General features: G+C 69.4%; 22 protein-coding genes. 2 read left to right on the top strand and 20 right to left on the bottom strand.

The genetic code is table 11. The features are described from left to right. Positions 1 to 13: 13 nt before the first annotated feature. From EFK50_RS02180 to EFK50_RS02225, 10 genes are all read right to left on the bottom strand, one after another. Positions 14 to 592, bottom strand: coding sequence for a hypothetical protein (locus tag EFK50_RS02180; RefSeq protein WP_123225923.1), 579 nt, complete (start codon positions 590 to 592; stop codon positions 14 to 16). Next, positions 589 to 1,683 carry an MCE family protein gene (locus EFK50_RS02185; protein WP_123225924.1) on the bottom strand — a complete coding sequence of 365 codons (1,095 nt, stop codon included), beginning with the start codon at positions 1,681 to 1,683 and terminating at the stop codon, positions 589 to 591. Before EFK50_RS02185 ends, EFK50_RS02180 begins: the two co-directional genes overlap by 4 nt. After that, positions 1,680 to 2,888, bottom strand: coding sequence for an MCE family protein (locus tag EFK50_RS02190; RefSeq protein ID WP_123225925.1), 1,209 nt, complete (start codon positions 2,886 to 2,888; stop codon positions 1,680 to 1,682). The genes EFK50_RS02185 and EFK50_RS02190 overlap by 4 nt, the downstream gene beginning before the upstream one ends. Continuing rightward, positions 2,885 to 3,937, bottom strand: a complete 1,053-nt coding sequence (locus tag EFK50_RS02195) for an MCE family protein (RefSeq protein WP_123225926.1) — start codon at positions 3,935 to 3,937, stop codon at positions 2,885 to 2,887. The genes EFK50_RS02190 and EFK50_RS02195 overlap by 4 nt, the downstream gene beginning before the upstream one ends. After that, positions 3,934 to 4,911 carry an MCE family protein gene (locus tag EFK50_RS02200; RefSeq protein WP_148046022.1) on the bottom strand — a complete coding sequence of 326 codons (978 nt, stop codon included), beginning with the start codon at positions 4,909 to 4,911 and terminating at the stop codon, positions 3,934 to 3,936. Before EFK50_RS02200 ends, EFK50_RS02195 begins: the two co-directional genes overlap by 4 nt. Beyond that, the gene (locus EFK50_RS02205; RefSeq protein ID WP_123225928.1) at positions 4,908 to 5,924 is read right to left on the bottom strand and encodes an MCE family protein; all 1,017 of its coding nucleotides are present in this window, start codon (positions 5,922 to 5,924) and stop codon (positions 4,908 to 4,910) included. Before EFK50_RS02205 ends, EFK50_RS02200 begins: the two co-directional genes overlap by 4 nt. Continuing rightward, positions 5,921 to 7,042 (bottom strand): MCE family protein, encoded by a 1,122-nt coding sequence (locus tag EFK50_RS02210; RefSeq protein ID WP_123225929.1) that lies wholly within the window; start codon positions 7,040 to 7,042, stop codon positions 5,921 to 5,923. The genes EFK50_RS02205 and EFK50_RS02210 overlap by 4 nt, the downstream gene beginning before the upstream one ends. A gap of 6 nt (positions 7,043 to 7,048) precedes the next feature. Continuing rightward, positions 7,049 to 7,915 carry an MlaE family ABC transporter permease gene (locus EFK50_RS02215; RefSeq protein ID WP_123225930.1) on the bottom strand — a complete coding sequence of 289 codons (867 nt, stop codon included), beginning with the start codon at positions 7,913 to 7,915 and terminating at the stop codon, positions 7,049 to 7,051. Further along, positions 7,912 to 8,739: an MlaE family ABC transporter permease gene (locus EFK50_RS02220; RefSeq protein ID WP_246003992.1), complete on the bottom strand. Its 828-nt coding sequence runs from the start codon at positions 8,737 to 8,739 to the stop codon at positions 7,912 to 7,914. Before EFK50_RS02220 ends, EFK50_RS02215 begins: the two co-directional genes overlap by 4 nt. A gap of 128 nt (positions 8,740 to 8,867) precedes the next feature. Beyond that, positions 8,868 to 9,701, bottom strand: coding sequence for an SCP2 sterol-binding domain-containing protein (locus EFK50_RS02225; protein WP_183407658.1), 834 nt, complete (start codon positions 9,699 to 9,701; stop codon positions 8,868 to 8,870). A gap of 255 nt (positions 9,702 to 9,956) precedes the next feature. On the opposite strand from EFK50_RS02225, the gene EFK50_RS02230 reads away from it, so the two are divergent. Next, positions 9,957 to 11,237: a choice-of-anchor P family protein gene (locus EFK50_RS02230; protein WP_123225932.1), complete on the top strand. Its 1,281-nt coding sequence runs from the start codon at positions 9,957 to 9,959 to the stop codon at positions 11,235 to 11,237. 18 nt (positions 11,238 to 11,255) lie between these two features. Here the strand turns inward: EFK50_RS02230 and EFK50_RS02235 are convergent, their stop codons facing one another. Then, positions 11,256 to 12,176, bottom strand: a complete 921-nt coding sequence (locus tag EFK50_RS02235) for a DNA-3-methyladenine glycosylase family protein (RefSeq protein ID WP_123225933.1) — start codon at positions 12,174 to 12,176, stop codon at positions 11,256 to 11,258. 137 nt (positions 12,177 to 12,313) lie between these two features. Between EFK50_RS02235 and EFK50_RS02240 the strand changes: the two genes are divergently transcribed. Beyond that, positions 12,314 to 13,822 carry an ATP-dependent DNA ligase gene (locus EFK50_RS02240; protein WP_123225934.1) on the top strand — a complete coding sequence of 503 codons (1,509 nt, stop codon included), beginning with the start codon at positions 12,314 to 12,316 and terminating at the stop codon, positions 13,820 to 13,822. Here EFK50_RS02240 and EFK50_RS22030 read toward each other — a convergent pair. Genes EFK50_RS22030 through EFK50_RS02280 form a run of 9 tightly spaced genes read right to left on the bottom strand, consistent with a single transcriptional unit; the run spans position 13,819 to position 22,526 of the window. Then, a complete protein-coding gene (locus tag EFK50_RS22030; RefSeq protein WP_183407659.1) occupies positions 13,819 to 14,325 on the bottom strand; it encodes a nuclear transport factor 2 family protein in 507 nt (168 codons plus the stop codon). The genes EFK50_RS02240 and EFK50_RS22030 overlap by 4 nt on opposite strands. Beyond that, entirely contained in the window at positions 14,322 to 14,915 is a 594-nt protein-coding gene (locus EFK50_RS22035; RefSeq protein ID WP_183407660.1) for a hypothetical protein, read from the bottom strand. Before EFK50_RS22035 ends, EFK50_RS22030 begins: the two co-directional genes overlap by 4 nt. Beyond that, positions 14,912 to 16,081: an MlaD family protein gene (locus EFK50_RS02250; protein ID WP_123225936.1), complete on the bottom strand. Its 1,170-nt coding sequence runs from the start codon at positions 16,079 to 16,081 to the stop codon at positions 14,912 to 14,914. Before EFK50_RS02250 ends, EFK50_RS22035 begins: the two co-directional genes overlap by 4 nt. A 3-nt stretch (positions 16,082 to 16,084) precedes the next feature. After that, positions 16,085 to 17,353, bottom strand: a complete 1,269-nt coding sequence (locus tag EFK50_RS02255) for an MCE family protein (protein WP_183407661.1) — start codon at positions 17,351 to 17,353, stop codon at positions 16,085 to 16,087. After that, entirely contained in the window at positions 17,353 to 18,384 is a 1,032-nt protein-coding gene (locus EFK50_RS02260) for an MCE family protein (RefSeq protein WP_123225938.1), read from the bottom strand. The genes EFK50_RS02255 and EFK50_RS02260 overlap by 1 nt, the downstream gene beginning before the upstream one ends. Continuing rightward, positions 18,384 to 19,403: an MCE family protein gene (locus tag EFK50_RS02265; RefSeq protein WP_123225939.1), complete on the bottom strand. Its 1,020-nt coding sequence runs from the start codon at positions 19,401 to 19,403 to the stop codon at positions 18,384 to 18,386. The genes EFK50_RS02260 and EFK50_RS02265 overlap by 1 nt, the downstream gene beginning before the upstream one ends. Further along, positions 19,403 to 20,407: an MCE family protein gene (locus tag EFK50_RS02270; RefSeq protein ID WP_183407662.1), complete on the bottom strand. Its 1,005-nt coding sequence runs from the start codon at positions 20,405 to 20,407 to the stop codon at positions 19,403 to 19,405. The genes EFK50_RS02265 and EFK50_RS02270 overlap by 1 nt, the downstream gene beginning before the upstream one ends. After that, positions 20,404 to 21,693 carry an MCE family protein gene (locus tag EFK50_RS02275; RefSeq protein WP_123225941.1) on the bottom strand — a complete coding sequence of 430 codons (1,290 nt, stop codon included), beginning with the start codon at positions 21,691 to 21,693 and terminating at the stop codon, positions 20,404 to 20,406. The genes EFK50_RS02270 and EFK50_RS02275 overlap by 4 nt, the downstream gene beginning before the upstream one ends. Further along, on the bottom strand, positions 21,690 to 22,526 hold the full coding sequence (locus EFK50_RS02280; protein ID WP_123225942.1) for an ABC transporter permease: 837 nt from the start codon (positions 22,524 to 22,526) through the stop codon (positions 21,690 to 21,692). Before EFK50_RS02280 ends, EFK50_RS02275 begins: the two co-directional genes overlap by 4 nt.

Raw genomic sequence — 22,526 nt, forward strand, 5'->3', positions numbered from 1 at the left:
ACGTGCCCGAGGGTCAGTTGCTGGTCAGGTTGCTGAGCTTGACCTCGTCGAGCAGCCAGCGGCCGTCCTCGCGCACCATCATCATCGTCAACCGCGGCTGATCCAGGGTGGGCCGGTCGCTCCCCTTGCTGGTCAGCGTCTGGTCGACGAAGAGCAGCACGGTCACGTGGTCGGCGTCGACCGCGCGGGCGGCCGAGTCGACCACCGTTCCCTCGGCGTGCGCCCTGGTCTCGGTGACCAGTTCGCGGATCGGCGCGCTCACCTCGGCGTACTGGTCCTGGAACTTCGCCGTCCCCGCCGTCTCGGCCCAGGAGAAGTCCTCCTCCAGGCTCGCGTAGTCGTACGTCGTCAGCGACACGGCCGCTTGCCGCGCGGCCGCGTCCGCCGCCTTCTCGGCCGCCCGGAGCACCTGAGCACTGCTCCCGCCGCTGGTCGGCTCGTCGTTCTCCGCGGAGCGGATCAGGAACATCAGCGTGATCACCGATCCGACCAGCAGCACCGCGAGGACGGCCGAGATCTGCCGCCACTGCTTCAGCTTGTCGACCGGGTCGAGGTCGGGATCCTCTGCTGCGCTCGATGCCTCGGAGCTCACCTGACCGGGCCCGGGGCGTGGTCAGCGCCGCGCTGGAGGTTCTTGGTGCCGTCGGGGCACCGGGCGGTGTCGACCAGCGGCCGGCGTACCGGGTTCATCGGGTCGCGGCGCGGCGTGTCGTAGATGCACTTGGTCGGCCGCTGCGGGATGCCGGTGATCAGCAGCTGGCCGTCCTTGACCGCCTTGCCCAGGACGCCGAGCCCGGAGGCGTAGCCGGTCAGGATCGCGCTCAGGTGCGGGGCGTAGGACCGGAACAGGTCGGAGAACGTCAGCGCCTGCCCCAGGAACGCGGGCAGGATCCGCGACGCGTCCTGGACCAGCGCCCGGAGCTGATCGATCTGCGCAGGCGCCTGCTTGAGCTGGCGGCGCAGCTCCGGGTCGTAGTTCTTCAGGAACGCGGCGAACTGCTTCGAGGACACCGCCAGCTGGCGGATGTCGGCGGCCTTCGACGTACCGATGTCGAGGACGGTGCTGCCGTTGGTGAGCAGCCGCTCCGTCTCCGGCCACAACCGGTCGAGGTCGGTGAGCAGCACCTGACCCTGGTCGACCAGCTTGCCGAGGTCGCCTCCGGTCCCGGCGAGACCGGTGCTGAGCTCGGTGAGCAGGGTGTGCAGCTGACCGGCGTCGACCTGGTCGAGCACCTTGTTGACCGCGATCACCGTCGAGGCCAGGGTCTTCGGCAGATCGGTCGCGGTCGCCGGAACGACGGACCCGTCCTTGAGGTACGGCCCCGAGCGGGTGCTCGGCTGGAAGTCCAGGTACTGCTCGCCCACCGGCGAGAGGCTCCGCACCTTGGCGACCGACTTGACCGGGATGTCGTCGTCCGCGGTGATCACCACGGTCGCCACGACCCCAGTCGCGGAGAGCTCGATCGTGCGCACCTTGCCGACCTTGATGCCGCGATACGTCACCGCCGAGCCCTCGAAGAGCCCGCCGGTCGAGGCCATCTCGACCTTGACGGTCTTGGTCCCCCGGATCAGCGGGGTGTCCAGCACCGAGTTGAAGAGGTAGGCAACGGTCAGCACCAGCACGATCAGGACGCCGAACAGGCTCTGCCAGAGCCGGTCGCGGAGCAGCGCGGCGACGTTCATCGGTCACCCCCGAGCAGGTCGAACAACGTCGGCTTCTCCGCCGGTGCCGTTGCTGCCGGCTTCTTGGCGCCACCGCCGAGCAGCGAGGACAGCAGCCCGCCGACGCCGCCGGTGGTCGACGGGGTCGCCTTGGTCGGCTTCTTGCCGCCGAGGACGCCGTTGAGGCCGTCGAGGATCCCGCCGAGCAGGCCGCCCGGTGATCCGGTGCTGCCGCCGCCGCCGGGCCCGAGGAAGTCGGGCATCTCGGAGCCGTCGAGACGGAGGATCAGGAACATGTTGGCGTAGTCGCCCGGGATGGCCTGGTTGAGCAGCTTCCCGACGTGCACCAGGTCCTTGAACGACGGACCTAGGTCGGCGCTCACGCTGAGGAACTCGTCCAGAACCGGGGTGACCTGCTTCACCATCTGCAGGGTCTGCGCACGGGTCTGGCCGACGACGGTGTTCGCCGCGTCCGAGAACTCGACCAGCTTGGCGAGGAGCTTGGTGAACCCGGGCGTGTTCTCCCGCAGCACCCTCGCGGCCGGCCGGATGTCCTTCATCGCGGCGTTGATCGTGCTCTCGTTCTCCTTGAGGATCCGGGACACCCCGGCGAGCGCGTTCAGGGCCCGGTCGATGTCCCCGGTGGTGGCGTTGGCCTCGGCGAGGAACGTGTTCGACCGGTCGAGCAGCTCGCGCACCGTGCCCTCGCGGCCGCCGATCGCCTTGTTGAGCTGATCGGTGACCGTCTGCAGCTGGTTGAGCCCGCCCCCGTTCACCAGCAGCGATGCCGAGGCGAGCGCGTCCTCGACGGTCGGCGCCGTACTGGCCTTCTTCGGGTCGAGGGTCTGACCGTCTGCGGCCAGAGCACCCCGAGCCGGGTTGCTCACGTCGACGAACAGCTCACCCAGCGGCGTGGTGTAGCGGAGCCGGGCGGAGGCGTCGCTGCGCAGTTGCGCCGAGGTGCGCACCTTGAGCGTGGCGATCGCCTTGAAGTCCTTGGTCGTGACCTTCTGCACCTTGCCGGAGTCGACGCCGTTGACCTTCACGGCGGCGCCCTGGGCCAGGTTCAGCGCCTCGTCGAACTGGACCTTGATCGTGATGGTGTCGCCGCTGACACCCGAGCCGGGCAGCGGCAGGTCGCGCATCGTCGGGCCGCAGCCGGTCACCAGCACCAGTCCGGCCGCGGCGACGACCGCGGTGCCGACCTTCGACGTCCGGGCGCTCACTTGCCGACTCCCAGCAGCTGGAGGAGGTTCTGCAGGTTCAGCAGCGACGGCCCGAACGCTGCACAGATGTCGGTCGGCAGCGAGTTGCAGAGCGTGTTCACGAGGCCGCCGATCGGCGTGATCACCAGCGGATCCAGCCGGACCCGCAGGCTGCCGTCGTGGTAGAGGCCCTTCAGGTTCTGCAGCGTCAGCGGCATCACCCGGAGGATCTCGGTGAGGCGGTCCCGCTTGGTCAGCAGGGACTTCAGCAGGTCGGTGCTCCTCGACAGCGTCGTCGTCAGCTGCTGCCGGTTGGTGTGCGCGAAGTCGGCCACCAGGGCCACCGCGCTGCTCAGGGACCGGAGCGAGGACTGGAAGTTCGCCCGCTCGTCGGCGAGGAGGTCACTGGCCTTGCTGACCTGCGTGATGAAGGTCCGGACCAGCTCCTGGTTCTCCGCGATCGTCCCGGTCAGGGTGTCGAGCGACTTCACCGTCCCGGTGATGTTCCCGCGCTGGCCGGAGATCGAGTCGACGGCCGCGCCGAGCGCGGTGACCGCCCGGTTGAAGTCCTCACCCTTGCCGTCGAGCGCCTCGGAACCGGACTTCAGGATGTTCCGGATCGCGTTCCGGGTCTCCTTGGTGCCCGCGATCCCGGTGGCGAAGGTGTTCAGGGCGCCGAGCACGTCGTCGAAGTCGACCGGCGTCCGGGTCTGCGACTGCTCGATCACCGCGCCGTCGGCCATCTTCTTGCCGCCGTGGAAGACCGGGGTCAGCTCGACGTACCGGTCGGTGGCGACCGACCGGGCGACCACGACCGCACCGGCGTCGGCGGGGACGGCCTGATCGGCGTCGATCTTCATGACCACCCGGACCCGGGTGCCGTCGGGCTCGATCGCGGTGACCTTGCCGACGGTGACGCCGAGGATGCCGACGTCGTTGCCGACGAAGAGACCGGCGGAGTCGCTCATCAGGGCGGTGATCTTGATGCTGCCGCCGCCGCCCACCGGGGTGCAGCCGGAGAATCCGAACAGCATGGCCAGCAGCAGCGCGAGGCTCGTCAGCTTCTTCACTTGCAGCCCCCCAGCTTGCACTTCAGGTCGTCCGCCGGGATCGCCGGATCCTTCAGCCACAGGTCGCCCCACGGACCGTTGCCGGTGGCGTTGGCCAGGTACCGCACGGTGGGTGCCATCGAGTCCAGCACTTCCTTCAGGGTCGCGTCCTGGTCCCGGAGCGTCTGCACCACGGTGTTGAGCTTGCGGATCGCCGGAGCCATGTCGGCCTTGGTCCCCTCGATGATCCTGCCGAGGTTGTCGGCCAGCGTCGTGGTCTCGGTGAGCAGGGTGTGGATCGCCGCCCGCCGCGAGGTGATCTCGGAGATGACCAGGTTCGACTGCCGCATCAGCGCCACGATGTCGGTACTGCTCGCCGAGAGCTGGTCGGTCACGCTCCGGGCCGCGGTGAGCAGCGCGCCCGTTTGGTCGCTGCGCTTCTCGACGGCCTCGGAGAGCCGGGCGATCCCGGTCAGCGCCGGGCCGATGTTCTGGCTGGTCGCGGTCAGCGTCTTGCTGGTCTCGGTCAGCGCCTTCGCCAGCACCACGGGGTCGAGCTTCTGGAGGTTCCCGGTGCCCTTCTCGAGGACGTCCTGGAGGTTGAACGGCACCGAGGTCCGCGACAGCGGGATCGTGTCGATCCGACCACTGCCTGCCGGTACGACGGCCAGGTAGTGCGTGCCGAGGAGGGTGGCGACCTTCACCGACGCGCTGCTGTCCCGGCCGACCTTCACGTCGGAGTCGACGGTGAACTCGACCCGGACCTTGTCGCCGTCCAGCTCGATGCCCTTGATCTGACCGACCGGTACGCCGTACACCTCGACGTCCTCGCCGACCCGCAGGCCCGCGGTCTGCGCCAGCACCGCGTGGTAGGTGTTCGCGCCGAACGAGACGAACGTGCTCAGCACCACCAGCACCGCCACCAGGCCGGCGGCGACGACGGCACCGATCCCGATCTTGAACGGGTCCCAGGTCGCTGTCTCCGTGAGCTTCATCGGCACACCTCCGACCAGGGTCCGTTGTTGCTGCCGTTCAGGTTGATCTTGAGCGGGCCGACCATGATCACCGAGGAGCAGAGGTAGATGTTGACCGCGCTCTCGTACGAGCTGGCCCGCCCGAGGGCGGCGAGCGTCGAGCCGAAGGACTTGATCGCCGCGGTGAAGGAGTCCTTGTTCGCCAGGAACAGGCTCATCACCTTGTTGAACCGCTTGACCGCCGCGATCGTCGGCACCTTGATGTCGCGCAGCAGTGCCGAGGTCGATCCGATCAGCTGGCTCATCCCGTCGATGGAGGCTCCGATCGACTTGCGGTCCTCGGCCAGGCCGGTCATCAGCTGCCGGAGCTCGACCACGGTCGCGCGCAGCTCGGTGCCCTGGCCGGCCATGTTCGTCAGCACCGGGGTGAGGTTGTCGAGGACCTCGCCGACCACCTGGTCGCGGTCGGCCAGGAAGTTGGTCAGCTTGCCGGTCTGGGAGAGCAGCGACTCCACGGTGCCGCCCTCGCCCTGGAGGACCTTGACCAGCGAGGTCGCCAGCGCATTCACGTCGTCGGGGCGGAGCGCCTCGAACAGCGGGCGGAATCCGTTGAGGAGCTCGGTGAGGTCGAACCCGGGACTGGTCCGTGCCAGCGGGACCGTCGCGCCCGGGGCGAGCGGCTGCCCCTCCGCGCCGGTCTGCACCAGCGCGAGGTACCGCTGGCCGAGCAGGTTCTGGTAGCGCATCACGATCCGGGTGCTGTCCAGGATCGGCTGCTGCTTGACCAGGTCGAAGGTGACCTGGACGCCCTTCTCGGTGATCTTGATCCCCTGGACCCGGCCGATCCGGACACCGGCCACGCGCATGTCGTCGCCGACCCGCAGCCCGGCGACGTCGGCGAAGTCGGCCTTGAACGTCCGGGTGTCGCCGTTCAGGCCGTTGAGCATCGTGTTCACCAGCAGTAGCCCGAGCAGGGCGCTCGCGACCGCGAACACGGTGAACTTGATGACGATGGAACGGAAGCCGGCGATCATCGCGCGCTCCTGTCCGGCGTCGCGGCGCGACCGTCCAGCATCGAGCTGACCCCGGCGCGGCCGAGTCCGGGGCAGTTGTCACCGCGGGCGGGTCCGAACTGCGGGCAGTCCGCGGCCTTGTAGTATGGCGGCACGTTGAGGGACAGCGACGCGATCGTGTTGATGAAGCCGTGCTCGGTGATCACCGTGCTCAGCTTCGCGTTGAGCATCCGGTTGGTCATCACGGCGCCGGTGATCCCGGCCTGCCGGTTCGTGTAGACGACGTCGAGCAGCACCGCGGAGTTCTGGATGAACCGGATCAGCGATGGCGAGTTCGCCCGCAGGAAGGTGTTCGCCTGGTCGGACAGCGCGGTTCCTCCGCTGATCGCGGCGGTCAGCGCCGCCTTCTGGTCGACGATGGTCCGCGCCGTGGTCAGGGCGTCGTTGGTCGCCTTGAGCAGGTCCGGGGCGACCTCCTCCGCGAGCTGCAGGTTCTCGACCAGCTTGCCCAGGTTCTCGCGGACCAGCGGCATCTTCGGGTTCAGCTTGGCCAGGTAGCTGTTGGCCAGGTCGATGGTCTTGCCGAGCTGGTCGCCGCGGCCGTCGAGCGCCTGGGCGGCGGACCCGATGGCGGAGGCGAGCTCGGCCGGGCCAACCGCCTTGACCAGGGTGTCGATGTCGTCGAGCGCCTGCTGCAGCTCGAGCGTGCCCTGGGTGCTGTCGGCCGGGATCGTCGCGCCGGCGCGCAACCCGTCCTTGGCCGGGGCGCCGTGGATGGCCAGGTCGACGAACGACGTACCGAACACCGTGGCCGGCAGGATCCGGGCGACGACGTTGGCCGGGACCATGTCCAGCTTGTCGCCGGGGATGTCGATCTTGATCCGGACGCCGCCGTTGGAACCGCGGGAGATCCCGGAGACCTTCCCGACGATCACGCCGCGCACCTTCACGTCGGCGCTCTTGCCCAGCGATCCGCCGGCGTCGGCGAGCTGGGCGCTGACGTGCTCGGGGCCGCCGAAGGTCCCGCTGGACCGCAGGAAGAGCAGCCCGAGCAGGACGGCTCCCGCCATCACGGTCACCAGACCGCGCTTGGCGTAGTCCTGGCGCTTGAGCTCGCGCCGTACCAGTGCCTTAGCCATGCCGGATCACCCCGAGACCCGGAAGCCGGAGTTGCCGCCCCAGAAGAGCAGCGTCATCACCATGTCGAGCAGCACGACCGAGACGATGCTGGCCCGGATCGCGCGCCCGGTCGCTTCGCCGACGGCCTGCGGGCCACCGGAGGCGCGCATGCCGTACCAGCAGTGCATCAACGTCACCGCGATCGCGAAGACGATGATCTTCACCACCGAGAAGAAGACGTCCCGGCCCTGGATGAACGTCGAGAAGTAGTGGTCGTACTGTCCCGGCGACTGCCCGAAGATCACCACGACCGAGAACGCCGAGGCGAGGTACGAACCGATCAGGCCGATCAGGTAGAGCGGCAGGATCGCGACCGAGGTGGCGATCACCCGGGTGGTGACGAGGTAGCGCATCGGCTCCACCGCCATCACCTCGAGCGCGTCGACCTCCTCGGAGATCTTCATCGAGCCGAGCTGGGCGGTGAACCGGCAGCCGACCTGGGAGGCGAGGGCGAGGGCGGCGATCAGCGGCGCGAGCTCGCGGGTGTTGGCGCTCGCGGAGATGAAGCCGGTCAGCGGCGCCAGTCCGACGATCTCGAGACCGTTGAAGCCCTCGATGCCGAGCGAGGTACCCGCGGAGAGCGCGAGCAGGATCATCACGCCGATGGTGCCGCCGCCGACGATGATCGCGCCGCTGCCCCAGGCGATGTCCTTCAGCTGACGGAGGACCTCCTTGTGGTAGCGCGAGATCGTGGCCGGGATCGCACCGATGGTGCCGACCGCGAAGGTCGCGAAGTCGCCGACCTGAGCGAGCACGTTCATCAATGCGTCGACGAGACCGACCAGACGGTCGGAGAGCTGGGGACGGCTGGTCGGCTCGACGGAGGCGCTCATGCGACGCCCTGCGGAACGAGCATCACGTACGCCTGGGTGATCGCGACGTTGGCACCGGCGAGCAGGATCACGCTCAGCACCACGGCCTGGTTCACTGCGTCGGCGACGCCCTTCGGACCGCCGGACGCACCGAGCCCCTTGTGCGAGGCGACCACCGTCGCTATCAGTCCGAAGACGAGCGCCTTGAACTCCGCCAGGGCGAAGTCGGTCGGCTGGCTGAAGCTGACGAACGAGTCCAGATAGGCGCCCGCGGAGATGCTGCCGCCACCGACGTTCATGATGAAGGCGGTGATCATCGCGGCCATCGAGACGATCACGGTGAGCAGGAGCGCCACCACCAGAGCGGCCAGCACCCGCGGCGCCACCAGGCGCTGGACCGGGGATATCCCCATCACTTTCAGCGCGTCGATCTCCTCGCGGACGGTGCGGGCGCCGAGGTCGGAGCAGATCGCCGAGCCGACGGCACCGGCGATCATCAGCGAGGTGACCAGGGGTGCCCCCTGGCGCAGGACGCCGATGCCGTTGACCGCGCCGCTGAACGAGGTGGCGCCGATCTGGTTGGCAACCGCGCCGATCTGCACCGAGGTGATCACGCCGAACGGGATCGCGACCAGGATCGTCGGCAGCAGCGAGACCCGGGTCATGAACCAGGCCTGCAGCATGAACTCGGTCCAGGAGAACCGGCGCTTGACGATGTCCACCACGATGAAGCCGACAGCCTCGATGCCGAGGATCACCAGGTTTCCGCTGGTGACGACACCCTTGCGGGACCGGTCGACCATCGACTCGAAGCCGGACCTGCCGGCGACCGCCAAGGAACTCAACGCTGCCTCCCCACGATCGGTCGATGTCCGGTGATGCCTGCACAACGGTGGTGACCCGGCGGAGTTACGCAGGTCACACTATTTTGACAGCCGAACTGTGCCAGTAGATTTGTCATCGTGCAACCACCTCAGGATCCCGGGATCCGCATGACCGAATTGAACCCGAGCGCCTTGATCACCTGGCCCTCGACCCGGAGCTGACCGGAGAGCACACCGCGTACCGGGTTCAGATGGCCGAGCACCAGACGCAGGAACTCGTGGCCCTCGAGGACCAGGGTCGCGTCGACAGCCGTCTCCCCCGCAGGGTCGACCTCGACGGTGCAGACCCCGTCGAGGATCCGGACGACGTACCGGTCGGTCCCGCCGTCCCGGCGGCCGCCGATCGCGAAGGCGATCGCGACCCGGACACCGGCCGCCTTCTCCTCGATCAGGAACTCCGGCAGCCGGCCGAAGACCTCGCTCAGCACCAGGGACCGGAAGCCGCCGGCCATCACCGAGGACAGGTGCTCGGTGCGGGCGCCGGCGATGGCGCGCGAGACTGCGACCGGGTCGAGCGCGGCCGGGTCGATCAGCGGCCGGCCGGTGTCGGCTGTCCGCAAGTGACACCCGAGGGCGAGCACCAGGTTCTCGTCCCCCACCACCTCCAGGCCGCCCGCGAGATGGAGCAGGGCACCGTCGGCCTCGCCGGTCATCAACCGGACGACGTCCACCAGCCCGAGTCGCAGCTCGACGTCGGGATCGGCCCCCGGCACCGACGACACGCCGGTAGTGGCGAACCGCACAGTCCAGCTCTCCCGGGCACCGGACTCCAGCGCCACCACGAACCGGACGGTCCCGGCCGGCCCGTCCCAGCCGGTCCCGGTCAGCGCCGCCAGCACCGCCCGTACGCCGCGCTCCCGCGCCTCGAGCTCACCGAAGGCAGCACCGATCTCGCCGTCGGAAGCCGCGCGAAGACGCTGCAATGACCACTTCTGACCAGGTTCGTCAGCAGGGGCCGCGGAGACTGTGGGAGCAGTCAGGTGCGGCATCCGGCACATCCTCTCCAGCGACGACGGCAATGTAACGGAGACTGTCACAGCCGTTTACAGAACGGAAGACATCACACGGAATTTGTCGGCGAGTTTCGGATACGGCGGAAATCGGTGACATAATCCAGGTTCCTCCCATTCGGGTCGTCTCGGCGAGCCCGTCAATCTCTCTCCTCATGGAGGTGCCTCGTGCGCCGACTCGTCTCCGTGCTGAGCGCTACCGCGCTCGTTGCCACGGCCTCCCTCGCAGCCGCTGCTGCCCCGGTCTCTGCCGCCACCCAGGTCTGGACCTACTCCGGTACCGCCGGCGGTACCCAGATCAACGCGCTCGGCACGATGATCTCCTCGGGCCTGACGGCGACGTCGAACCTGACCGACAGCGTGCTGCCGAACTCGAACCAGAGCGGTGTCGCCGGCGTCAACGTCGCCGGCCTCGTCAGCGTCGGCGCGGTGACCACCGGCAACCAGGCCGAGTCCTTCGCCGGCAACGGCGTCAAGATGACATCGAGCGCCAAGATCGCCGGGATCAACCTGCTCAACGGCGCCATCAAGGTGGACGCGATCGAGAGCGCCTCGTGGGTGACCGCGAGCAACGCCACCTCGACCGGAGCCGACCTCGACGGCGGCACCTCGACGACCTTCGCCCGGCTGACCATCGCCGGCAAGGCGTACCCGCTGACCCTGCCGGCGAACACCAAGATCACCATCCCCGGCCTGGCCGAGGTCGTCATCAACGAGTCGACGGTGACCAAGTCGGTGCCCGGCAAGACGGTCCGGACCATCGGTAACGCGCTGCACATCACGCTGCTGAAGAAGCAGGGTGCCGCGCCGGCCGGGGCCGAGATCAAGCTGAACCCGACCCAGGCGCTGATCGTCCCGACCGGACCGAGCGACGCGCTCCCCGTCGGCGGCTTCGCCTACGGCACCTTCATCGGCATCGGTGCCGGCGACAGCATCAAGGTGCTCGCCCAGCCGACCGGCATGGTGAGCCTGCCGTCGAACGGCACCCAGGGCACGCCGTACACGAACGAGATCGCGGGCGTGAACATCCCGAAGATCGCGGTCGTCGGAGCGGTGCAGACCTCGGTCAACGCCAGCACGGTGCCCGGCTTCGCCGACGTCGCGACCGGCGCGCAGCTCGCCAAGATCAACCTGCTCGGCGGCATCATCAAGGCCGACGCGGTCGGTGTCACCACCCACGTCCGCAAGACGACCGGTGACAACGTCTCCGAGGCTCAGCTGAACTTCGTGAACCTCGTGATCGCGGGCAAGAAGATCCCGATCAACGTCAAGCCGAACACCCTGATCAACGTCTTCAACGTCGGCCAGGTCTGGATCAACCAGCAGAACGTCCAGCCGGGCTACTCCAGCATCGTTGGTCTGCGGATCATCCTGTCGACCAAGCGGTTCGGGCTGCCGATCGGCGCGGACATCCAGGTCGCGGTGTCGGCCAGCTACGTGATCGGCTAATCACGACCTGAGCACGAACTAACGGGAAGACCCCGGCAGGTGCGTTCGCGGAGACATCCGCGGCCCCCGCCGGGGTCTTCCCAATTGAGCGGTCTCGACGAGGTGCTGCACCCGGTGCCGGTGCGGTGCGTACGGCGCCAGCAGCTCGGCCAGCGCGTCGTCGTCGACCGCCTCGCCGGTGAGCGCCCAGCCGATGTCCTTGGCGACGTGGTAGTCGCCGAAGCTCACCGCGTCCGCGTCACCGAGCGCCGTCGCGCGCACCTCCGCGCTGGTCCAGACGCCGAGACCCGGGATGCTGCGCAGCTTGCGGTCGAAGTCGTCGAGCGCCCCTCCCCCGGCTCGCTCCAGCGCGTCGGCCACCCGAACCGCCGCCAGCAACGGGCGTGACCGTCCGCCGTCGATCGGCAGCCGCAACCACTCCCAGGACGGGATCGTCCGGATCGTCGCCGGAGCCGGCTGGAGCATCAGGTCGAGCGGTCCGGGCGCCGGCTCGCCGAACCGGCGCACCAGGCGGCGGAACGCGGCGAACGCCTCCTGCCCGGTGACCTTCTGCTCGATCACGGTCGGCACCAAGGACTCCAGCACCAGGCCGGTCGCGCCCAGGCGCCAGTGCGGGTGCCGTCGCCAGGCGGCCGCGATCACCTCGTGGCGCGGCTCGAACCCGGCGACGTCGTCGTCGGCGCCGAGCATCCGCGGCAGTACGTCGAGCGCCCAGGCCGCCCCGGTCCCCCAGGCCGTCGCGACCACGACGCCCTGCGGATCCAGCGGCTGCACCTGAAGCGTCGCCGGCCCCTCCGGCGTGCGGAGGGCGCGCGCGTGCGAGCCGTCCCGTCCGACCCGGTACGTCGGGTCGCCAGCGCCGCGGCGGTGCACCCCGAGGATCGCCCCCACCGGGCACGGCCACTCCGGCCGCCAGGCCCGCGTCTGGGGGTTCGTCACCCCGTCAACCTAATCCCACTCCCGTTGAGTGGGCCCGTCTGGTCGTTGAGCAGGCCCTTCTCGTCCGTTCAATAGCCCCTTGTGGCGTGTTGAGTCGGGGTTGTGGCGCTGTCGGTGCGAACGGGCAGGATGGCGTCATGCTTCTCGCCGACCTTGCCCGGACCTCCGCGGCCGTAGCGGCGACCCGTTCACGGTTGGAGAAGCGGGCGCTCCTGGCCGACCTCCTCGTGAGCGCGCCGCCGACCGAGATCGACCTGGCCGCCACCTACCTGTCCGGGACGCTGCGGCAGCGCCGTACCGGCGTCGGCTGGCGCAGCCTCGCCGAGCTGCCGGAACCGGCCGTCGCCCCGTCGCTCTCACTCACGGAGATCGACCAGCGCCTGACCGCCGTCTCCGAGCTCGCAGGGCCCGGATCGGGCGGCGAGCGCAAGGTTCAGGTCGAGGCCCTCTTCGCGACCCTTGCCGCCGACGAGCAGGCCTACCTCTGCGCACTGATCACCGGCGGCATCCGTCAGGGCGCCCTCGACTCGGTGATGCTGGACGCGATCGCCGTTGCGGCCGACGTCCCTCTCGCTGCCGTACGCCGGGCCGCCATGTTCAGCGCACCGACCGGACCGATCGCGGTGGCGGCGCTGACCGGTGGCGTCGAAGCCCTGGCGGAGTTCACGTTGGTCGTCGGCCGCCCGGTCCGACCGATGCTGGCCTCGTCGGCCCCCGGAGTGCCGGAGGGATTCGCCCCGCTCGCCGGCGCTGGTGCGGTCGTCGTCGACACCAAGCTCGACGGCATCCGGATCCAGGCGCACAAGGACGGGGACGACGTGCTCGTCTTCACCCGCAGCCTCGACGAGATCTCGGACCGGCTTCCGGGCGTCGTCCAGGCCGTGCGCGCGCTCGCGGCAACGTCCCTGATCCTCGACGGCGAGGCGCTCCTGGTGGAAGCCGACGGGCGCCCGCGTCCGTTCCAGGAGACCGCGTCCGAAACAGCATCGTCCGGAGGGGTCAGTGCTCAGCCGTTCTTCTTCGACCTGCTCGCCCACGACGGTGAGTCGCTGATCGAATCGCCCGGGACCCTGCGCTGGGAACGGCTCGACGAGCTCGTCCCGGAATCGATGCGCACCCGACGGCTGGTGACGACGGAGGTCGACGAGGCGACGGCCTTCTTCGCGAGCGTCGTCGGCGACGGTCAGGAAGGCGTGATCCTCAAGGACCCCACGGCCCCGTACGCCGCTGGCCGCCGAGGCGCGGCCTGGGTGAAGGTGAAGCCCCGGCACACCCTCGACCTGGTGGTCCTGGCGGTCGAGCACGGGTCGGGGCGACGTCGCGGAACGCTCTCCAACATCCACCTCGGCGCGCGTGACGGGCAGGGCTTCGTGATGCTGGGCAAGACCTTCAAGGGCATGACCGACGAGATGCTCGCCTGGCAGACCGAGCGGTTCCGTGCCCTGCAGGTCGAGGACGACGGGTACGTCGTGACGGTACGACCGGAGCAGGTCGTCGAGATCGCCTTCGACGGGGTCCAGCGGTCGACGCGCTACCCCGGGGGTGTAGCACTGCGGTTTGCCCGGGTGCTGCGGTACCGCGACGACAAGGCACCTGGAGACGTCGACACGCTCGACGCGGTGCGGACGTTCCTGGCCCGTGGCTAGAGCGGGCGCAGTCCCGAGATCTTCCACGCACCGTCGACCCGAACCGCCGACACCGAGAGCTGGGCGGCCGAGACGGTCGCCTCCTTGTCGCCGGCCCGCAGGCTCGACTGATCCAGGAAGACCAGGACGGTGGCACGGTCTCCGGAGAGCGTGACGACTCCGGCGGCCTGGATCTCGGCGCTGAGCACCAGCTTCTGGCCGGGTGCCTTCTTCCGGAGCTCCTCGAAGAGCGTCGTGTGCTCGTCGCGGGCCGGTCCGGTGAGCACCCGGTCCGCGGCGGCGTTCGTGAGACCCGGATCCTGGTAGTCGTAGCTCAGCACCTGGGTCAGGGATTGGGAGATCGCCGTGACCAGCTCCTCGGTGCGACCGGCGTCGACCAGTGCGGCATTGCTTGCCGGCGAGTCGTGGCGCAAGCTGATCGCCCGGGTCCAGCCGGCGACCCCGAGCACGACCAGCGTGACGACGACCGTCGCGGCGATCACCCGAAGGATGCGGCCCCTCACAGGTGCACCGCTACTTGCTGCAGGCTTTCCAGCTTCCAGGTGCCGCCGACGCGGACCAGGTCCGCCGTGAAGCGGTTCCGCTTGACCGTCGGCTCGGCAGCCGCGTCCACACCGTCGCGAACGGTCACCTGGACGGAAGCGACGACCGTTGCCGTGGTGGTCCCGAGATCTACCACGGCCAGGCCCACGACCTTTCCGGTGGAGACCTTCTTCTGCTGCGCGAGCAGGGCCTGGTCTTCCTTCCCCACCTGCTGGAGCTGGTCGTGCAGGGTGCCGGTGGTCGTTGCCGACCAGGCCTCCAACCCGTCCTCCACCTTGCGGTAGTCCAGGGTGTTCATCGTCTCGATCGCCCGGGTCGCCGCGATCACCACCGCGTCACGCCGACCGGCGGTCTCGGCACGCTCGTCGTGCGCCGCCCGCCACCAGGCCACCCCGCCGGAGCCGGCCAGGGCGGCGGCGACCAGCAGCGCGGCGGTCCACGACACCAGCACCCGTCGGCGCGGCCGCGCCGGGGGCGACAGGGCAGGCAGGTAGCGCAACATCGTCGCCGAGCTGACCCCCGACCCGGCCTTGGACCGTCGTCCGCTCATCGGCCGCCCCCGTACAGATCGGCGAGCGAGTCCGCCGAGGTGACCCGAGGCGTGGTCCGGGCGGCCGGCCTGCGGAGCACGCTCTGCGGTCCGCGGACGTTCACGCCGGTGGACGGCGAGAGCGTGCACCCGGCGCGCAGGTTGAACGGCCTGCCGGGACCGGTGTCCAGTCCCGGGCGCCGCTGGGTAGCTGCGTACCCGGTCGTGCACGGCAACGGGTCGAAGTAGTTCTGGGCGAGACCGAAGCTGGCTCCCTGGGAGTTGGTGATCGCCCAGCCCACGCTCATCGCCTGCGGCATCCGGATCATCGCGTCCTCCAGGCCGGCCGCGTTGGTGCCGAAGACCTCCGCGGTCGAGACCAGGTTGCTCATCAGGATGCCGAGCGGTACCCCCACCTCGGTGAAGAGCCGGTCGATCTCCTGGGCCGCTGCCGGCGCTACCCCGATCAGCCGGCGCAGGTCGCCGTCCGAGTCGTGCAGCGTCCGGGCGATCAGTGCCAGGTCCCGGCTGTACCCGAGGATGCTCGCCGACGACGCCTGCTGGGTGGCGAGCACCCGCTGCGAGCTCTCGATCAGGCCGACCGTGACGAGCAGGTTCTTGTCGGCGAGGCGCGCGTACTCCCGGCTGGTGTCGATCAGCTGGCCGAAGGCCCCGCCCGCACCGCGAGACGCTTCGTAGGACTCGTCGATCACCGTCCTCAACGCGTCTTCGGGAACCGAGGCGACGAACGAGCTCGCGGAACGGATCACCCGGTCCACGGTCGGCGGCAACGAGCTGGCACCGCCGCGGATCGTGTCGCCGGCCTTCAGCTGCGGGCCGTCCGAGGAATCCGGGCGCAGGTCGAGGAATTGCTCGCCGATCGCCGACCGGTTCACGACGCGCACCGATGCGTCCGCCGGGATCGCCGGCGCGTCGCCGTCGATGTGCACCCGGAGGTCGGCGCCGGAGGCGGTCGCGGTCAGCTCCTTGACCCGGCCGACCGGGACGCCGCGGTAGGTGACCTCGGCGTTCTCGAACGCTCCACCCGCGTCGGGGAGCTCGACCGTGACGTCGTAGCCGGAGCCGGTCAGGTTGATGCCGACGTACCGGGCGCCGAGGTAGGTCGTGACTGCCAGCGAGATGATCACGAAGGCGATCACCTGGATCCTGATCCGTTGCGTCAGCATGTCCTACTCCCCTGCTTCCGGTGAGCCGGTCGGGCTCGACGCCCCGGACGGCGCGTCGGGAGTCGGCGACTCCGACGACGTCGTGAACGGCGTGGACGGCGTGGTCGTCGGCGTCGGCTTCCTCGTCGGCACGCTCACGGTCGGGGCGGGCAGTCCGGGAAGCGGCGAGCTGGTCGGCGGCAGCAGGTTCGGGACGGACTTGCGGCCAGCGCTCTTGTAGGTCGCCGCCCGACCGGAGGTTGCTTGCGGCCAGGCACAACCCTGCGCCGAGCAGGTTGCGGGCGTTCGATAGTTCGTCGTGATGAACACATTGAGGTAGTCCTCCTTGATCGCTCCCAGGACCGAGTCCGGGAACGGGTAGGTCAGCAGGATCTCGAGCGCCTTCGGCAGGTTCGCCCCAGCGGCGGCGAGCCGGTCCAGGATCGGCGCGAGGGCGCGCAGGTCGGCGACGATGTCCTCCTGCGAGGTGTCCAGCGTCTGCACCGTGACCTTGGCGAGCCGGTCGAGCGCGCCGAGCATCGAGACGAATTGGGTGCGTTGGTCGGCGAGAGACGCCAGCCCGGGGCTGAGTCCGTCCAGCGCGGTCGCGATCTTGCCGCGGTCCTGCTTCAGCGTCGCGGCGAGGTCGCCCAGCCCGTCCAGGGCCGCAGTGATCGCCCCGCGCCGAGAGTTGAGCACCGAGACGAACCCGTGGATCTCTTCGAGCGCCGACCGGACCTGACCGGTGCGACCGTCGGTGACCTGCTGCAGCTCCTGGGAAATCTCCTGGAACTTGCCGACGTCACCGCCGTTGAGCACCATCGAGAGGGCGCCGAGGACCTGCTCGACCTCAGCGGCCTGCGACGTCTGCTCCTGGCCGAGCCGGTCCCCCGACTCGAGCGCGGGACCGTCCGCCGGCCCTTGCGGCCGTAGCAGCGCGACGAACTTCTCGCCGAGCAGGGAGGTGTTCTGCAGCCGCGCGACCGTCCCCACCGGCAGCGGGACCTCTCCGTTGACCTTCAGCTCGACCTGGGCCGACTGCTCGTCCGGAGCGAGGGTGATCTTGGTGACCCTGCCGACGGCGACGTTGTCGACCCGCACGCTGGACTGCGGCACCAGGTCGAGGACGTCGCTGAAGTTCGCGGTCAGGGTGATCGGGTCGCTGCCCAGGTCGGCGCCGCCGGGCAGCGGCAGCTCGTAGGCTCCGTTGCTGAGCAGGCCGCAGCCCGATCCGGTGGCGAGTACGGCGCCCGCGACCAGGACGCCGGCACCGCGTCGGAGTGACCACCTCATCATCGGCCTCCCATCGAGGGCAGCAGGTTCGGTGGCGCCCCGGCCGAGGTCCGCGCGCCGAGCCCGTTGGCCCAGATCGAGATCTCGTTCAGGTTGCCGCGACCGTGCACGGTGTTGGTCCGGGCGTCGTACGCCTTGAGGAAGTTCTGCAGGGCCAGCGGGATCAGTCGGGCGGCCTCGTTCAGGGACTTCTTCTGCCTCGCGAGCACCTGGGTGGGCCCGTGCAGGTTCTTCAGGCTCCGGCTCAGGTGCGCGCGGTTCTCCTTGATGAAGTCGTCCACCACCCCGAGGGCGTCGGCAAGGTTCGCAACCGCCTGGGCGAGGTCCTTCCGGTCGGCGCTCAGGTACGCCGCCACGTCCGCGAACCGTTTGTTGGCCGTGGCGACCTCGGCGTCGTTGGCGACGAGCATCGTATTGAACTCGTGCAGGTTCTCAATGGTCCCGAAGAGGTCGTCGCCGGTTCCTGCCAGGGTCGCGCTCGCCTTGCCGAACTCGGAGATCATCTCGTTGAGGTCGCGACCGTTGCCGCCCAGGTTCTCCGCGGCGACCGTGAGCAGCCGGGAGAGCGCTCCGTTCTTGTTGGCGCCGTCGGGGCCGAAGGTCGCACTCACCTCCTCCAGACTCCGGTAGAGCTCGTCGATCTCCACCGGCACCGCGGTCCGCGACTCCGGGATCACGGCTCCGTCCGGGAGCGCCCTGCCGCCGTCGTACGGCTCGGTGAGCTGGACGAACCGGTCGCTGACCAAGGTCGGTGCGACGATCACCGCACGGGTCTCGTCGTCGACCTTTTGGCCGGAGTCCAGGCGCATCCGCACCAAGACCTTGGCGCCGTCCGGCTTCACCGAGAGCACCTCACCGACCGGGACGCCGAGCACCTGGACGTCCGACCCCGGGTAGAGGCCGATGGTTGCTTCGAACCGTGCCACGAACTCGGTCTGGTCCGACCCGGCGAACGCCCGCCAGCCGATGAAGACCAGCGTCGCGACGACGGCAAGAACCAGGGCGATCGGCAGGCTCCGTGACCTGGTCATCAGCGCCCACCTCCCTTCTTGGGATGGCAGTTGCGGACGGCGTTCGGATCGAGCAGAGGCAGGGCGTCGGCGCCGAACAGACCACAGACGTAGGTGTCGATCCAACGCCCGTTACCGAGGGCCGAGGTGACCACCCGGTAGTACGGCCCGAGCTTGCGGAGCGAGGCGTCGAGGTTGTCCTGGTTGCGCCGCAGCACCACCGAGAGCCGGTCGACCTTCGCCAGCGCGGGGGCGAGCGTCGCCCGGTTGTCGTCGACCAGGCCACGCAGCTCGCGGCCCAGCCGGGCCGTCGACTCCAGCATCGCGGAGACCGCCTCTCGGCGCTGCTGGAGCTCGGTGAGCAGGGCGTCCCCGTCCTGGATCAGCGCCGCGAACTCGGTGTTCCGACCGGCCAGCGTCCGGCTCACCTTCCGGGTCGCGGCGAAGAGATAGGCAAGCTCGCCGTCCCGGCTGGAGATCGTCCGGGAGAGCGACGTGAGCCCGGTCAGCATCGTCCGCACCGACTCGGGGGTGTTCTCGAAGGTCTTGCTGAGCACCTCGAAGCTCTTCTCCAGCTGCGGGGTGTCGATCGCCGAGACGGTGCTGGAGAAGTCGGAGAGCGCGGCGTTGACGTCGTACGGCGTGGTGGTGCGCTCCAGCGGGATGTCTCCCTTCAGCTCGCCGTGGCCCAGCGGGTCGATGTCGAGGAACTTCTGCCCGAGGATCGTCTTCACCGAGACACCGGCGGTGCTCTGGTCCCCCAGCGTGACGTCCTTGATCCGGAACTTCACCAGCACCTCCTTGCCGTGCAGCTCGACCGAGATGACGGTGCCCGACTTCACCCCCGCGACCCTGACCTCGTTGCCGGCACGGATGCCGCCGGACTCGGCGAAGTGCGCGGTGAAGGTCTTGCCACCGCCGATCAGCGGGAGCGAGTCGGCGACGAAGGTGAGCGCGAAGATCACCGCCATCGCGATCGACCCGATCAGCGCGATCAGGACTCGGTTGCGTTCGGCGAACGCGTTGCGGAACTGGGACATCAGCGGCACCTCCCGGCAACCGGGTTCACGCCGAGACCACCGAAGTAGCCCTCGGGCATCGGGATCCGCCCATGGATGGAGCAGACGTAGAAGTTGACCCAGGAGCCGTAGCTGGCGATCCTGCCGATGCGGTCGAGCTTGACCGGCAGGGTCTTGAAGAACCGGTCGAGGATCGGCTGGGCGTTGGCAAGGTTGGTCGAGAGTCGGCCGAGGCCGCTGATCGTCTCCTTGAGCGGCGCTCGCCCGTCCTCGACCAAGCCTGCGACCGCGGCCGTCATCGACCCGAGCCCTTCGAGGCTCTGCCCGATGACCGCACGGTCCTCGGCGAGCCCGCTGACCAGGCGCTGCATCGTCACCACGGTGTCGTCGAGCTCGCCGGAGCGGTCGTTGACGGTCTTGAGCACGGCACTGAGGTTGCTGATCAGCTCCCCGATCACCCGGTCCCGGCCGGCCAGCGTCGAGGTGAGCGACGCGGTGCTGGACAGCAGGCCCTCGACGGTGGCGTCCTCGCCCTGGAAGACGGCGATCACCTGAGCGCTGAGGTTGTTGACGTCCTTCGGCGAGAGCATCCGGAAGAGCGGCTGGAAGCCGTTGAAGAGCAGGGTCAGGTCGAGCGCCGGGGTGGTCCGCTCGACCGGGAAGGTGTACCCCGCCGGCAGCGCAGGCTCGTCGGCGTCACCCGGATCCAGGGCGAGGACGCGTTGCCCGACCAAGTTGCGGAACCGGAGCTCGGCGGCACTGCCCGAGCGCAAGGTGACGGCGTCGGAGACCGTGAAGGTGACTTCGGCTAGCCGGTTGTCGCGCACCTTCACCTTCGTCACGGTGCCGACCTTGACGCCGAAGATCCGGACGTCGTCACCCTCGTTGAGGCTGGTCGCGTCGGTGAAGAGCGCACGGAACTCGGTCCCGCCACCGGAGCCGTTCCGGATGGTGGCGGCCAGCACCAAGGTGGCCAGCACCGTCACCAGCGTGAAGACGACGCTCTTGACGAGTGTCCGGGTCATCGGAGCACCACTCCCTTGCCGCGCATCAGGGGACCGAGCAGCAAGCTGGCCCATGCCGGGTACTCGGCCGGGGCGACCCCGGCCTCGGGGGCGAGCAGCTCGGCGATCAGCTGGTTCTCGCCCGACGAGTTGGCCGGCCCGAGGCCGTCGGTCGGCGCCAGCCGGTCCTGCATCAGCTCGGACGGTGGCGGCGGTATCGACGGCGGTCCGCTCTCGTCGGCGCGCGCGACCCTGGTCCCGGTCTGGCCGGTGACGTACGGGCACCTCGGAGAGGCGCCCGAGGCGTACCGGGGCGCGTCCTTGCCGGGGAGGTACTTGGCGCGGGCCTTGACGATGCTCATCCGGGCGTGGAACCCGGGCTCGCGAGTGCCCTTGCCGAGCACCTTGTCCATCCGCGGGATGAACTGTCGCGCCGCCTTGAAGACGCACGGGAACTCGCTGGCGTACGGGCGCACCGCCTCCAGCGCGGCGCGACTCTGGACGGCGAGTACCTCGATGGTGTCCCGGTTGTCGGCGACCCAACCGCGGGTGGTGTTCGCCGAGCCGATCACCGAGGAGTAGACCTGCTGGAGCTGGCCGCGCTCCTCGACCAGCGTCTGGGTGGTGGTCGTCATCGTGGCCAGCGCGTCGATCAGCTCGGGTGCGGCCTCGTCGTAGGTGCGAGCCACCGAGGCGAGCCGGCCGAGGTCCTCGGCGAGCGCGGGCACGTGCGGGTTCAGCTTCGACAGGTACGACGCCCACGCGGTGAGCGCCGCCCCGATGTCGTCACCGCGTCCCCGCAGCGTCGAGGCGAGCTCTCCCAGCGTGGCGGCGAGCTTCTCGGGCTGGATCGAGTGCAGCAGCGGCAGGAGCTCGTCGAAGACCTGCTGCAGCTCGACGGCCTGGGCGGACATGTCCTCGTGGATGGTGTCCCCCGTCTCGAGCCCGCCGCCGGCGGTACCGGTCGGACGGACCAGGGAGACGAAGCGCTCGCCGAAGAGCGTCTTCGGCAGCAGCCGGGCCGTGGTGTCCGGCGGAAGCTGGGACATCACCGACGGGTCCAGGTCGAGCTGCAGGTTGGCTCCACCCTCGATCGGGGTGATCGAGGAGACCCAGCCGACCGGAACGCCGTTGAGCTTGACGTCCGAGCCCCGCTGGAGTGCGTTGCCGAGAGCGCCTGCTTGAAGCGTCACCGAGTCGCTGCGGACGAAGGTGCGGTTGTAGGCCAGGACGGCGACGAGGACCAGGGCGCCCACGGCCAGCAGCGCGATCGCGCCGAGGACGACGTCGAACCGGCGGGCCCTCATCCCGCCACCCGCACCGTCGTCGTGGCGCCCCAGAGCGCCATCGAGAGCACCAGGTCCAGCAGTGCGACGGTCACCATGCTCCGTCGTACGGCGGTGCCGACGGCGACGCCGACACCCGCCGGTCCCCCGCTCGCCTGGAAACCGAGCCGGCAGTGGATCAGGATCACCAGGACGGCGAAGACCAGGATCTTGGCGAACGACAGCAGGATGTCGATCGGCGGCAGGAACAGGTGGAAGTAGTGGTCGTAGGTGCCGGCCGACTGCCCGTAGAGGTGCACCGTGACCAGCCTCGAGCCGGCGTACGAGGTCAGCAGCCCGATCACGTAGAGCGGGATGATCGCGACGAAGCCGGCGAGCACCCGGGCCGAGACGAGGTAGGTGATGCTGGAGACGCCCATCACGTCGACGGCGTCGATCTCCTCGTTGATCCGCATTGCGCCGAGCTGGGCGGTGAAGCCGGAGCCCACGGTCGCAGAGAGCGCCAGTGCGGCCACGAGCGGCGCGATCTCACGGGTGTTGAAGTAGGCCGAGGTGAATCCGCTGAGCGCCGAGACCCCGATCTGGTCGAGCGCAGCGAAGCCCTGCATCCCGACCACGGTTCCGACGAAGAGGGTCAGGCCGACCATCACGCCGATGGTGCCGCCGATGACCGCCAGCGCGCCGCTGCCGAACGAGACCTCGGAGAGCAGCGCGACGACGTCCTTGCGGTGATCCCGGATCGCTGCCGGGATCCGCAGCAGGGCAGTCAGGTGGAAGCGCAGGCCGGACCCGACCCCGGCGAGCTTCTCCAACGGCCCGTGCACGAGCCGGGCAACGGCATCAGGGGCGGCCAT

Source organism: Nocardioides marmoriginsengisoli, assembly GCF_003725695.1.
Lineage (GTDB): Bacteria > Actinomycetota > Actinomycetes > Propionibacteriales > Nocardioidaceae > Marmoricola > Marmoricola marmoriginsengisoli.

What these genes read in the sequence shown, in the direction of transcription:
- EFK50_RS02250 (WP_123225936.1), bottom strand. Translation starts at nt 16,081, where the DNA reads ATGCTGACGCAACGGATCAGGATCCAGGTGATCGCCTTCGTGATCATC.
- EFK50_RS02280 (WP_123225942.1), bottom strand. Translation starts at nt 22,526, where the DNA reads ATGGCCGCCCCTGATGCCGTTGCCCGGCTCGTGCACGGGCCGTTGGAG.
- EFK50_RS02210 (WP_123225929.1), bottom strand. Translation starts at nt 7,042, where the DNA reads ATGGCTAAGGCACTGGTACGGCGCGAGCTCAAGCGCCAGGACTACGCC.
- EFK50_RS02270 (WP_183407662.1), bottom strand. Translation starts at nt 20,407, where the DNA reads ATGACCCGGACACTCGTCAAGAGCGTCGTCTTCACGCTGGTGACGGTG.
- EFK50_RS22035 (WP_183407660.1), bottom strand. Translation starts at nt 14,915, where the DNA reads ATGAGCGGACGACGGTCCAAGGCCGGGTCGGGGGTCAGCTCGGCGACG.
- EFK50_RS02185 (WP_123225924.1), bottom strand. Translation starts at nt 1,683, where the DNA reads ATGAACGTCGCCGCGCTGCTCCGCGACCGGCTCTGGCAGAGCCTGTTC.
- EFK50_RS02255 (WP_183407661.1), bottom strand. Translation starts at nt 17,353, where the DNA reads ATGAGGTGGTCACTCCGACGCGGTGCCGGCGTCCTGGTCGCGGGCGCC.
- EFK50_RS02215 (WP_123225930.1), bottom strand. Translation starts at nt 7,915, where the DNA reads ATGAGCGCCTCCGTCGAGCCGACCAGCCGTCCCCAGCTCTCCGACCGT.
- EFK50_RS02260 (WP_123225938.1), bottom strand. Translation starts at nt 18,384, where the DNA reads ATGACCAGGTCACGGAGCCTGCCGATCGCCCTGGTTCTTGCCGTCGTC.
- EFK50_RS02240 (WP_123225934.1), top strand. Translation starts at nt 12,314, where the DNA reads ATGCTTCTCGCCGACCTTGCCCGGACCTCCGCGGCCGTAGCGGCGACC.
- EFK50_RS02205 (WP_123225928.1), bottom strand. Translation starts at nt 5,924, where the DNA reads ATGATCGCCGGCTTCCGTTCCATCGTCATCAAGTTCACCGTGTTCGCG.
- EFK50_RS02200 (WP_148046022.1), bottom strand. Translation starts at nt 4,911, where the DNA reads ATGAAGCTCACGGAGACAGCGACCTGGGACCCGTTCAAGATCGGGATC.
- EFK50_RS02275 (WP_123225941.1), bottom strand. Translation starts at nt 21,693, where the DNA reads ATGAGGGCCCGCCGGTTCGACGTCGTCCTCGGCGCGATCGCGCTGCTG.
- EFK50_RS02265 (WP_123225939.1), bottom strand. Translation starts at nt 19,403, where the DNA reads ATGTCCCAGTTCCGCAACGCGTTCGCCGAACGCAACCGAGTCCTGATC.